The 12,764-nt window shown below is 44.1% G+C and carries 10 protein-coding genes; all 10 read left to right on the top strand.

Translation table 11 applies throughout. From position 1 onward, the window contains the following. The first annotated feature begins 61 nt into the window (after positions 1 to 61). The 10 genes from A3KS_RS0117670 to A3KS_RS0117620 all read left to right on the top strand — a co-directional run bounded on the left by A3KS_RS0117670 (position 62) and on the right by A3KS_RS0117620 (position 12,631). Complete coding sequence (locus A3KS_RS0117670) at positions 62 to 892, top strand: Cof-type HAD-IIB family hydrolase (protein ID WP_026396021.1); 831 nt, start codon at positions 62 to 64, stop codon at positions 890 to 892. A 36-nt stretch (positions 893 to 928) separates the two neighbouring features. Beyond that, on the top strand, positions 929 to 1,312 hold the full coding sequence (locus A3KS_RS0117665) for a RidA family protein (RefSeq protein ID WP_026396020.1): 384 nt from the start codon (positions 929 to 931) through the stop codon (positions 1,310 to 1,312). A 118-nt stretch (positions 1,313 to 1,430) separates the two neighbouring features. Next, the gene (locus A3KS_RS0117660) at positions 1,431 to 2,087 is read left to right on the top strand and encodes a helix-turn-helix transcriptional regulator (RefSeq protein ID WP_026396019.1); all 657 of its coding nucleotides are present in this window, start codon (positions 1,431 to 1,433) and stop codon (positions 2,085 to 2,087) included. Between the two features lie 384 nt (positions 2,088 to 2,471). Next, positions 2,472 to 3,182, top strand: coding sequence for an undecaprenyl pyrophosphate synthase (gene uppS / locus A3KS_RS0117650; protein WP_026396018.1), 711 nt, complete (start codon positions 2,472 to 2,474; stop codon positions 3,180 to 3,182). After that, a complete protein-coding gene (locus tag A3KS_RS0117645; RefSeq protein WP_051355982.1) occupies positions 3,166 to 4,050 on the top strand; it encodes a phosphatidate cytidylyltransferase in 885 nt (294 codons plus the stop codon). The genes uppS and A3KS_RS0117645 overlap by 17 nt, the downstream gene beginning before the upstream one ends. An 8-nt stretch (positions 4,051 to 4,058) precedes the next feature. Continuing rightward, a complete protein-coding gene (locus A3KS_RS0117640; protein ID WP_026396016.1) occupies positions 4,059 to 4,853 on the top strand; it encodes a M50 family metallopeptidase in 795 nt (264 codons plus the stop codon). An 8-nt stretch (positions 4,854 to 4,861) separates the two neighbouring features. Continuing rightward, the gene (ispG, locus tag A3KS_RS0117635) at positions 4,862 to 5,926 is read left to right on the top strand and encodes a flavodoxin-dependent (E)-4-hydroxy-3-methylbut-2-enyl-diphosphate synthase (protein ID WP_026396015.1); all 1,065 of its coding nucleotides are present in this window, start codon (positions 4,862 to 4,864) and stop codon (positions 5,924 to 5,926) included. A gap of 10 nt (positions 5,927 to 5,936) precedes the next feature. After that, on the top strand, positions 5,937 to 10,208 hold the full coding sequence (locus tag A3KS_RS0117630) for a PolC-type DNA polymerase III (RefSeq protein ID WP_026396014.1): 4,272 nt from the start codon (positions 5,937 to 5,939) through the stop codon (positions 10,206 to 10,208). A gap of 131 nt (positions 10,209 to 10,339) precedes the next feature. After that, the gene (locus tag A3KS_RS0117625) at positions 10,340 to 11,005 is read left to right on the top strand and encodes a TetR/AcrR family transcriptional regulator (RefSeq protein ID WP_026396013.1); all 666 of its coding nucleotides are present in this window, start codon (positions 10,340 to 10,342) and stop codon (positions 11,003 to 11,005) included. Positions 11,006 to 11,431: 426 nt separating this feature from the next. Further along, positions 11,432 to 12,631 carry an MFS transporter gene (locus tag A3KS_RS0117620; RefSeq protein WP_026396012.1) on the top strand — a complete coding sequence of 400 codons (1,200 nt, stop codon included), beginning with the start codon at positions 11,432 to 11,434 and terminating at the stop codon, positions 12,629 to 12,631. The last annotated feature ends 133 nt before the right edge of the window (positions 12,632 to 12,764 follow it).

Raw genomic sequence — 12,764 nt, 5'->3', positions numbered from 1 at the left:
TATGTTAGACTAGAGATCAGCATAAAATTTTAAAACTAAAGAATAAGAAATGGGGTAAACCATGGATATAAAACTAATCGCATTGGATATGGACGGTACCACCCTTCAAAAGGATTATATGTCAATTTCAGAAAGAACCCGGATTGTACTGGAAAATGCCATTGCCAAAGGAATCCATGTGGTCCCTTCGACAGGACGTATTCTGGGACAACTGCCGGAATCGGTCATGAGTATTCCGGGAATAAACTATGCGGTCACTTCGAATGGTGCTGCAGTGACAAATTTAAACAGCGGCGAAGTAATCAGTAGTAATTATCTCGGTGCAGGAAGTGTTAAGAAGATCATCTCGACATTGACCCGTCGTAATCTGTTTTGTGAAGTTTACCATAAAGGACAGTCCTACGGCGAATGGCGTTACTTTGAAATGATTGGCGAAAAGAGTGGTCTATCAAAGGATCTCATTGCTTTTATCCAGAGCAAAGCGAAAGAAGTTGATAGTATCTTGGATTTTACCAAGGCAAACGCATCAGAAATTGAAAAAATCAATATCCCCTTACTCAGTGTGAATAATCATCGGGTTCTTTGGCAGAAATTCTCTCAGATTCACGGAGTAACATTAACAAAAGCCATTGCCAACAATATCGAGGTTAATCATCGCTCCGCGAATAAGGGGGCCGGATTAAAACAGCTTTGCCGGATTTTAAATCTGGAACCGGGAAATGTTATGGCAATTGGCGACAGTGACAATGACCTGCGCATGTTGGAGTTTGCTGGCCTCAGTGTTGCCATGGGCAATGCTCCTGAAGAAATTAAAGCCGTCGCCAATCATGTCACCTTGCCTTTTGATGAAGACGGCGTCGCCCATGCGATTGAGAAATATGTTCTGGCATAGTAAAGGATATAGATTAACAAAATTAAGGAGATTATTATGAACAAAAAAGCAATCATTGCCGATCAGGCACCGGCAGCAGTGGGTCCTTATTCCCATGCCTATTTAGTGGGGGATACCTTGTATACATCGGGTCAGCTGGGCCTGATTCCGGAAACTGGTGAATTGGCCGAAGGCGTGGCAGAACAGGCTAAAAGAGGTCTGGAAAATTTAAATGTGGTTCTGGAAGCAGCCGGGTTCAGCCGCAAAGATATTGTTAAAACCACGGTATTTCTGGCAAATATGGCAGACTTTGCAGTAGTTAATGATATTTATGCTGAATTTTTCGAAGGTCAGGCCGAGTATCCCGCTCGTTCCTGTATGCAGGTAGCCGCTTTGCCTAAGGCTGCGCTTTTCGAAATTGAAGCCATCGCTGTTAAATAAGATGCTTAAAGCAGAAAAATAAAATAGTATCGTTTATAGCGCCCATGGTCATGCCTTTCTGGCAAATGACCATGGGTATCTTCTTGATTAAAAATACGAAACAAAAGTGAGGGAAATTTTGAATAAAAAACTGCAGAACTATATGACGCTGGTGGATTTTTTAGCAGAATTTATGGGTGAGAATACCGAAGTGGTACTCCATGATATGACCGACTGGCATCATTCGGTGGTTGCCATTCGTAATGGCCATATCAGTGGTCGAAAGGTCGGTGATCCAATCACCGAAACGAATCTGAGAATTCTCCGAAGTGAAGTCCATAAAAAAGTACCCTACATGAACAACGATCCCAAAAAATTCAAAAAAAAGGAGTCGATCAAGTCGGCGTCCTGGTTTATCAAGGACGAGAATGAAGTTTTGATTGGGATGATCTGTATCAATTCAGATTGCCATGATTTAATTGCCGCCCGGGAACTTTTGGACAAAATGATTCGACCGCCGTTGGTAGAAACGGCGATCAAAGAAAAAGGTCCGGATAAAATAAACATCGATGTCAAAGAACTGGTGGATAATAACCTAAACCATATCTCCCGGGATCTGTTAAAGAAGCTGAAGCTTTTATCCAAGGATGAAAAAGTCGAACTAGTGGCGAAACTTGATGAGATGGGGACCTTTTCAGTTAAAGGAACCATCTGGTATCTGGCGAAATGTTTGGGGGTATCAGTGCCGACCCTGTATCGTTATATTTCGCTGACAAAAAATAACCACGAAAATTAATGGTGTTGATTAGCGCTTAATTGAGTAACGGATATACAGCTAACCTGAACGTTAAAATGATTAAGGTTAGCCTTAATTAAATAAAAATTAAATTAATTTTTATTTAATCGTTTACTTTTTGTTTAAAAGATGTTATATTGATATCAATAATTCTCATTTTCACAATAATTTCCAGGAGGACCTCAGGCATAGCCTGAGGTCTTTTCCTTTTTTGGGTCAGCCAGTCTAGCAATGAATTCTGGAAAAATTGAGTCTTAAGTAAATCTTGTTTCAATTCATCGCCTGGTGATAGAATTTACAAATCTTAAAAAATAGCATATAATATTGAATAGCATAAAAGTGTGAAAAGAAAATGCGTAAATACAGTAGAAATAGAGGTGCAATATGACGAGTCAGTTAAATAAAGATAATCTGCCTGAGCATATAGCCATAATCATGGACGGAAACGGTCGCTGGGCGAAAGCAAAAAATCGTCCCCGTTTGTTTGGCCACAATGCCGGCATGAAGACATTGAAAAAAATTGTGCGGGCGTCCTCAGACGCCGGAATAAAAATAATGACGATGTATGCTTTTTCCACCGAAAATTGGAAACGGAGTCCCGAAGAAGTTGCTGGACTAATGAATATTGCCGTTGAATATTTCCATAAAGAAGTTGGGGAATTACACGAAAACAATGTTAAAATCAACGTGATCGGAAATCTGAACGGGCTGGGCAAAAAAGTCCGAGAAGCTGCCGTGAAGGCCATGGATACTACCGCCGCAAACACCGGTCTGGTACTGAATATCGCCCTGAATTATGGGGGGAGAGATGAAATTATTCATGCGGTTAAGGCGCTCATGGCCGAGGGGATTAGTCCGGAAGCAGTGACGGAACAGCATATCAGCGATCATCTTTATACCAAAGGCCAGCCGGATCCGGATCTGCTGATTCGAACCGGCGGGGAAAGTCGACTCAGCAATTTTATGTTGTGGCAGATGGCCTATTCAGAATTTATGTTTACCGACATTTATTGGCCAGATTTCGAAGTTGATGTTTATTATAAAATGATCGAAAATTATCAGAACAGGAATCGGCGCTATGGATCGGCCGAGTAGCAGTCTGGAGAGCCGCCGGGCGGAACGATCCTTAGCGGAGAGTCGCCGCGCTGAGAAGAGTTCCATGAAAACCCGAATCTGGACCGGGGTGATTGGGCTGCCGCTGCTCATTTTTATTTTGTATACTGGAGGATTTATCCTGGTCATTGGTGTGGCTATATTGGCCTTTGTCGGGACGATGGAATATACCCGAGCCATTAATAAAATGATTCGTCCTAAAATTAATGTGATCTTGATGACTGTTTTGACCGTCATGTTAATGATTACCATCAAATTGGATTATTACTTTCTGATGCCGGTTTTGCTGGTGGCCTTCATCATTATTTTCTGCTATGAAATATTATCGGGAAATGTCGGAATTCAACGTGGAAGTGCCACCCTGATGGGATTGATATACGTTCCGATTATGTTTGGTCACCTGTTTCTTTTTGAGACGGTCAATAAAGGGGCCTATTATATGTGGCTGATTTTTGTGATTGCCTTCACAACCGATACCGCCGCATATTTCATCGGTAAATCGATTGGCAACCGGAAGATCGCCCCGCTGATCAGTCCTAAAAAAACCATTGCCGGTTCGGTAGGTGGGGTAATTGTTGCGGCCTTGTGTACGGTTCTTTACGGAACCATTCTCAGTTCCTATTTCAGTTTTGTTTTACCCTGGTATTTATACCTGGTTGTTGGCGTTTTTGGAAGCATTGCCGGACAATGCGGGGATTTGACAGCATCGATGATTAAGCGAAAAGCCAAAATAAAAGATTTTGGCACCATCCTACCTGGTCATGGCGGGATTTTGGATCGCTTTGACAGTATCCTCTTTATCATTCCTTTAATTTATATTTTTGCCAAATTAACCATTGGCATCGCGTAGGTGAAAATTTGAATTTATATACGATCCTTATTACATTGCTGATCTTATGTGTCTTAGTGATTGTTCATGAACTGGGACATTTTATGGTGGCAAAAAAAACGGGCATCTTCGTTGAAGAATTTGCTATTGGCATGGGGCCAAAACTGTTTGCTCGACAGGGCAAAGAAACCCTGTTTACGATTCGGGCCTTTCCAGTGGGGGGCTTCTGTAAAATGCGGGGCGAAGAACCAGAATTTGATGCCGAAGGAAACCTGATTCCCAAGGATCCTGAGATCCCCATTGATCCCCGCAGTTATGAAGCAAAAAGTCGGGGCGAAAAGTTGCTGGTACTGGTGGCTGGTTCGGCCATGAACATTATTTTTGCTATGGTCTGCCTGATTGTGGTGGCCTTGTTTACTGGTCATACCAATATATTTGACGCTATTGGCACCGCTTTTTTAAATACCTGGCGGTTTTCCGGTCTGATTTTTCAGAGCTTTGGGATGCTGTTCACGGGTCAGGTCGGTCTGGATCAGCTGGCCGGTCCGATCGGAATGGTATCGATGGTGGATACCTTTTTGCAGAGCGGGCTGATTATTCTGTTGGCGTTTACCGCCATGCTCAGCGTCAATCTGGGGATTATCAACCTGTTTCCGCTGCCCGCCCTGGACGGCGGACGGATTTTTATCCTGCTGATTGAAATGGTAGTGCGCCGCAAACTCAGTCCCGAACTGGAAATGAAGATCAACTATTTTGGTTTCATTGCCCTGATAGCCCTGGCGATCCTGATTGCCGTGAACGATGTCATGCGGTTGGCCGCGTAGGAGACGACATGAAAAAAAGAAAGCAAACCCGGGTTGTCAAAATTGGCGCCCTTGCCATCGGCGGCGAGAATCCGATTGCGATCCAGTCGATGACCAATACCGATACCAGAAACGCTGCCGCAACGATTGCCCAGATTAATGATCTGGCTGCCGCCGGCTGTGAGATTGTCCGGGTGGCAGTGCCCGATGAAGTAGCAGCCCTGGCCCTTGCCGAGATTAAAAAAGGGATTCAGATACCTTTGGTTGCCGATATTCACTTTGACTATCAGCTGGCCTTGACCGCCATCGAAAATGGGGTTGATAAGCTGCGCATCAATCCCGGCAATATCGGTTCGGAAAAAGGCATCCGGGAAATTGTTGCCATGGCCACCGAACGGGATATCCCGATTCGAATTGGCGTCAATGCCGGCTCGCTGGAAAAAGAAATCCTGGTAAAAAACGGGGGTCAGGTCACCCCGGACGGGATGGTAGCCTCAGCTGCGCGACACATTCAGATTCTGGAAGACGCTGGCTTTAATAATATTGTCGTTTCGATGAAGGCTTCGGATGTGCGGTTTACCATCGCCTCCTATGAACAGTTTGCGGAGCAGTACGATTATCCCCTGCACCTGGGGATCACCGAGGCCGGAATCCTGCGCAGCTCAGCCGTTAAATCAGCCATGGGGATTGGCTATTTGTTACTCAATGGCCTGGGGGATACCCTGCGGGTATCGATAACGGGTGATCCGCTGGAAGAAATCGATGTGGCCCGGGACATCCTCAGGGGCATCGGCTTATATACCGGCCGACGACCCCGGGTCGAAGTCATCTCCTGTCCTACTTGTGGACGGACCGAAATTGATCTGATTGGTATCGCCGAGGAAATTGATCGGCAACTGAGAACGGTCGAAAAAGACATTCGGGTGGCCGTGATGGGTTGTATTGTTAATGGTCCCGGAGAAGGTAAGGCCGCCGATATTGGCATTGCCGGTGGGAAGAATAAAGCCGTGTTATTTAAAAAGGGTGAAATTATAAAAAGCATTACCGAGGATCAAATCATCTCGGTGTTATTAGAAGAAATAGAAAAAATGTGAGGCGAGATCTTTGAGTATTTTAACCCGACGACAGGAACGATATCAAAAAATAATAGCTGACTATCATCTGATCACCGATAGTATTAAAATCAATTCCAGTAAAGGGGAATTGATTTTTAAATTTTCCAGTCCGAAAAAACAAACGGATACCGAATTTATCAAAAATGAAATGCAGGAGATTTTTGACTATGCAAAAGCCCTGCAAATCGAGGTGGCCCCCCTACAATATCAGGATGGCGAGCATCTTCTGGCCACTGATGGCAAAGGGGTCAGTCAGCTGCTGGTGGGCATCAATCAGAAGATAACCAATATTCTGCTGATCAATACCCTGATTGCCGAAGGCAACACCTTTTATGTCAGAGGCCGATCAACCGGTGAGCTGGATGGCGAAGCCCTGGCGATTTTTTCCAGCCGTTTCAAACGCTTGATTGCTGAACACTACGGTCTGGAAGCAGAACTGGTGGTGCGTTTCACTGATGAAGGTTCGGTGGCGGAAAAAAGTCAACAGGATCTGGAAAAACGATTGGCGACCATAAAGCCGGTTGCTTCTAGTGCCGGCTCGTCTGGTTCAGGCGGTTCATCAAGCACAGCCAAGCTACCTAAAGCCGAAAAGCCCGGGGATGTAGTTGCCGGGAAAAAGATTACCCGGACCTGGGAATGGCTCAAAAATGTGGATTTTAATATTAATGGGGAATCCGAAGGAAAAAGTTTGGTCATCAAGGGCTGGGTTTTTGGTGTCAACACCCGGCCGCTGAAGAATAATAAGACCCTGCTGACGTTTAATATCACGGACAATACCAATAGCATTACCTGTAAAACCTTTACCGACAAAGAAGAAGTCATTGAAGGTATTAAAGAAGGCAGCTGGTATCTGGTTGAAGGCAAGATCAATTATGATGAGTATTCTCAGGAAATGATGTTTTATCCCCGGAATATTAACCTGTCCAAAGAAACCATTAAAACCGATGAAGCTCCGGTTAAGCGGGTTGAGCTTCATATGCACAGCCAGTTCAGTGCCATGGATGCGGTCAGTAAGGTGGAGCAGATTATGAAACAGGCGGCCAACTTTGGCCATGACATCATCGGCATCACCGATCACGGCGTTTTACAGGCCTATCCGGAAATGATGGAACTGGGCCGCAAGAAAAAAATCAAGGTCCTCTATGGGGTTGAGGGCTATCTGGTGGAAGACCAGCTTAATATGGTTTATGGCAATCAGGATCAGGACTTCTGCGGCGAATTTACTTTTTTTGACCTGGAAACCACCGGCCTGGTGCCCGGAAATCACAAGATTATTGAAATTGCTGCGGTGCGTGTTAAAAATAAACAGATCATCGACAGCTTTTCGACTCTGGTCAATCCCCATTGTGAAATACCGGCCTTTATTACCAATTTGACCAATATCACCAATCAGATGGTCGCCGATGGAATGGAAGAACGGGATGCTTTGGCGAAATTTTTGGAGTTTGCCGGTGATACCATTCTGGTCGCCCACAATGCCGCTTTTGATATGAGCTTTTTAAACAAAGCCTTGTCGGACCACGGCATCGTTCGGGAAAATACGGCGGTGGATACCCTGGCCATGTCCCGCTGTCTGCTAACCCAGATAACCCGCCATAACCTGAAAAAACTATGCTCGCATTTTAAAATTGATATTCAAAATCATCACCGGGCCCTGGATGATGCGGCTGCCTCGGCCAAGGTGTTTGTTAAACTTTTGGATCTGGCTGAAAAAAAAGGCTGTACCTCGATCCAGACCCTCAATGCCCTGTCCAGTCGGGAACGGAGTATCCGGCTGAATTCCACCAACCATATTATCATCTATGCCAGAAACCAGGCCGGAATCAAGGATTTGTATCGGATCGTGTCTGAATCGCATCTCAATTATTTTTATAAAAAACCCCGAATTCCCAAGTCGCTGCTGGCGGAAAACCGCGAAAACCTGTTGTTGGGCTCGGCCTGTGAAGCAGGAGAATTGTTCACCGCCATGGTTCACAACAAGTCCCAGGATGAGATTCAGCAGATCGCCAGCTTTTATGATTATCTGGAGATCCAACCGCTGGGAAATAACCAATATTTGATCGATAATAACAGTGTCCCGGATCAGGAAGCCCTAAAAATCTTAAATAAACGGATCATCGATTTGGGAAAAAGATTAAATAAACCAGTGGTAGCCACCGGTGATGTCCATTTTGTCAATCAGGAAGATTCCCTTTATCGGGAAATCCTGTTTACCGGTCAGGGTTATAAAGATGCCGGCAAGCAGCCACCGCTATATTATCGGACCACCCAGGAAATGCTGGACGAATTTGCCTACCTGGATGAGGAAACCGCCCGGGAGGTGGTGATTGATAATCCCCGTAAAATCGGCACGATGATCGAAGAGGTGCTGCCGATACCCGATGGTACCTATCCACCAGTGATTGAAGGATCGGATGAGGAGATCCGGGAAATGGTGGAAGACCGGGCCCGGGAACTCTTTGGCCAACCGCTGCCAGACATTGTCGAAAAACGGATTAAAAAAGAATTGGATTCAATCATCGGCAACGGCTACTCGGTCCTCTATCTGATTGCCCAGAAACTGGTTTATCATTCGATGGAAGACGGTTATCTGGTAGGGTCCCGGGGTTCGGTAGGATCCTCATTTGTGGCTACCCTCTGCGGGATCACTGAGGTTAATCCGCTGGCACCGCACTACCGTTGCCCCAGCTGTAAACACTCCGAATTTTTCAACAGCACCGAGGTCGGGGTGGGGCCGGATTTAAAAGATGCCAATTGTCCCCATTGCGGGGCCAAGCTTGATAAAGATGGCTTTGATATCCCCTTTGAAACCTTTTTAGGATTCGAAGGCGATAAAGAGCCCGATATCGACCTTAATTTTTCTGGTGAGAACCAGGCTGAAGCCCATCGCTACACCGAGGTACTTTTTGGTAAGGGCAAGGTTTTCCGGGCTGGTACCATTTCTACGATTGCTGAAAAAACCGCTTTTGGGTTTGTCAAAAACTATTATGACGAAAAGGACATCAAAGCCACCCGGGCTGAGCTGGAGCGGGTAATATCCTGCTGTGCCGGAGTCAAAAAAACCACCGGTCAGCACCCCGGGGGGATAATGGTCGTGCCGACCTATAAGGATATTTACGATTTCTGTCCGGTCCAACGGCCGGCCGATGATACTGAAAGCGATACCGTCACCACTCATTTTGCCTACGAGTCGATCAGCGGCCGGCTGCTGAAGCTCGATATTCTGGGCCATGATGATCCCACGATGTTAAAAATGCTCAAGGATTTTACCGCCATCGATCCGGTCGGGATTCCCCTGGACGATGAAAAAACGATGAGCTTATTCACCTCGACCAAGGCCCTGGATTTTAAAGATAATGATTTTGAGTCGCCCTTGGGGGTTTGCGGGATTCCTGAATTCGGGACCAGTTTTGTCCGGGAAATGCTGCTGGATACCAAGCCCACGGCCTTTTCAGATCTGATCCGGATTTCTGGTCTGTCTCATGGCACCGATGTATGGTTAAATAACGCCCAGGATCTGATCCGGGATAAAAAGGCCACCATTAAAGAAGCTATCTGTACCCGAGATGATATCATGATTTATCTGATCTACGCTGGTCTGGAAGCTAAAACGGCCTTTACGATTATGGAAGCTGTTCGTAAAGGAAAGGGACTGAAGCCGGAATGGGAAGAAGATATGCGCAAAAACAAGGTGCCGGAGTGGTATATTGATTCCTGCAAAAAAATCAAGTACATGTTTCCCAAGGCCCATGCAGCCGCCTATGTCACCATGGCCTTCCGAATTGCCTGGTACAAGGTTTATTACCCACTGGCTTATTATGCCACCTACTTTTCAGTTCGGGCCAGCGAGTTTGATGCCCAATTGATCAGTCAGGGCAAGGGTATTGTGGTACAACGGATGAACCAGATCAAAGAGCTGGGAACCAAGGCCTCCAACAAAGAGAAATCACTGTTGACGGTGCTGGAGATTGCCCATGAAATGATGTGTCGCGGCTACAGCTTTAGAAATGTCGATGTCTACGAGTCACATTTCAGTCAGTTCCGAATCATCGGCGATACGCTGTTACCGCCTCTGAATGCTCTGGAAGGAATTGGCGACAAGGCCGCCCAGCGAATCTTTGAAGAAGCCCAGCTGCGCCCGTATATGTCCCGGGAAGATTTGCAGAACCGTACCAAGATCAGCAAATCGGTAATCGAAACCCTGGAAAAACAGGGCTGTCTAAACCAGCTGCCGGCTTCCAACCAGATTACCTTTTTTTAGCTGCTCAAAAAGATTGAACACAGCTAAGGACAAAAGCAAAAAACAGACGTTTTATTTTTACCGTGATATTAATCGAGTCAAAATCTGTTTTATGCTAAAATAAGTCCAATATCAGAGAGTGAGGAAAAACTTTGGCTAATTATAAAACCGGGTTGGAAACAAAGCAAAAGATTTATTTTACAGCAAAACAATTATTTTATGAATATGGATTTATTAAAACGACCTTGGCAGAAATTGCCAAAGCATCGGGAACGAACAAAGCGATGGTTGCATATTATTTCAAAAACAAAAACAACCTTGCACTGGAAGTTTATAATGAATATATGGTTGCAAATAAGGTTAAAACACAAAAGGCCATTGATGAAAAGTTTCCTGGTTGCAATGTGGTGCTAAAAACAGCAATCGAATATCGCGTTCAGAATCGCAATTGTCGTTTAAATCGTCATTTGAACCAATTCTATCATGAGTTATGTGATACCAATACACTGATGAAAAGCGAAAGTGCTTCGGTGGGGTTTGTCGAAAATATCAACCGCTCTTATAAACTTGGACTTGATCGCTTGGAAGTGAAGGCACTGGCGCTTGCAAATCTGGCGGTGGTTCATGGTCTCCACGTCTCCCGGGATGATGGTTATTTAGACTGCAGTAGCGAGTATCTGGCCGAGATGGAAATTCGTTTGCTCTTTCAGAGCTTGCGATTTGAAAATAGTTTTATTGACCAATGTATTGAAGAGTCTCGAGCTATGGCGAGAGAAATTAAGATTCAGGTTGATAAGAATTTTGTTGTAGTATCATAGATGTGGATATGAAATAGCTTGAGTTGAATACCAAACGGATATAAAAGATCAATACGATTGCGAAAAAACAGCAATCGTATTGATCTTTTTTGAATTGTAGTCAAGTGAATAACGATATATTTACAAAATGAAAGCATAAAAACAAACAAGGTTAATATCAGTATTGGCAGAGCGAAATAAATAAATGTATCAACGCTTTAAAAATAAAATACATAATATACGAAAATAAGGAAATATTATATCGATAAAAACCTATAATTATAGTAAAAAAGAAAATATAATTAAAAAAACAAATATAATTAGTGACAAATAAATCGAGTGATGATAATATTACAACAACAAACTAAATGCGATTAAATTTTAATCCAGCGTAAATAGTTCGGCATTTCGTATCCCATCCCAAAACTAATTTTAAGGAGTAGAAAAATGAGTGAACAAAAAAACAGTAGCGTGTGGGTCCAGGTAGCGGCCTTATCGGTGGCCTTGTTGATGTATACAACCAGCATGACAACCCCGGCCCTGGGTGAAATTGCAAAAGCCTTTCCAGATGCGGCTCCAGAGACAATTAAGTTATTATCCACGATTCCTTCTCTGATGATGGTGTTCTTTGCATTGGTCTCTGGTAAACTGACCCAATATATCAGCATCAAGAAGATTATAACAATTGCCATGATTCTTATGTTCGTCGGCGGAATTCCATCTGCTTTTGTTGGTGATTTGCAATTTATGATCGCGATGCGGTTTGTTTTTGGCGCTGGATACGGATTGGTTTTTCCAATGGCATCGGCAGTAATTGCGGATCTCTTTACTGGACAGCAGCAGAACAAACTAATGGGCTTCAGAAGTGCCGTTGGGGCAGCGGCTGGCGTGGTTTTCCAGATGATGGGCGGAATATTGGCAGCCTATAACTGGCGCTTTTCTTTTTTAGGTTTCCTATTAGTCATCCCGATTGCATTACTGATCTGGTTTAAATTACCGGATACGGGGGTTAAGAAGTCAGAAAAAGTTGATCAATCAGGAACAACAGAAAAGAAAGTAACACCGATAACCTATATTTTAGCGCTGGTCTGTTTATTGATCAATATTGTTCAATTCAGTTTTATGACCAACATTGCAATGGTTATCCAGGCTGATGGGCTTGGCAACGCAGCTCAGGCTGCTACTGTCTTAACGGTTTTTACGGGTGCTGCCTTCGTGCTTGGATTGATGTTTGGAAATGTCACCAAACTACTAAAACAATTCACAGCTTCCTTTGCAGTGATGACAGTAGGATTGGCATTTGTCGTACTGATTTTTGCAAACAGCATGACAATGCTGATTATTGGAGCAGTAATTTTCGGAATGGGGTTTGGTACCTTTAATCCGGCAATTACAATTGCTGTTGCCAAAAGTGCGGCTCAACCAAAATATGCGGCCGTTGCGATTTCCATTTATGTCAGTGCAACTGGGATTGGCCAATTTATATCACCTTATGTACTGAAGTTTTTACGTCAAACGCTCAATTTAACCGCTACCCGAGCGGACTGGCAAATTGCCGCAGCAACATTGATCTCTGGTAGTATTATTTCAATGGTGCTGGTTGGAATGTATAGTAGGAAAACCGATGAAATCAAACAGGCAGTGTAAAATCAAGCGTACCTATAATCGTCTATAAAAACATATGTTTAAAAATATAAAAAATAATTAAGTTGATACTACTTTTACCTCAGATGTTAATTCTGAGGTTTTTTTGGTTGTATTTGATAATAAATTTAAAAAA

It is taken from the genome of Acetobacterium malicum subsp. dehalogenans DSM 11527 (assembly GCF_000472665.1).
Lineage (GTDB): Bacteria > Bacillota > Clostridia > Eubacteriales > Eubacteriaceae > Acetobacterium > Acetobacterium malicum.
The sequence above is the reverse complement of the archived record's forward strand: the minus strand, read 5'-3'. Positions and strand labels throughout refer to the sequence as shown.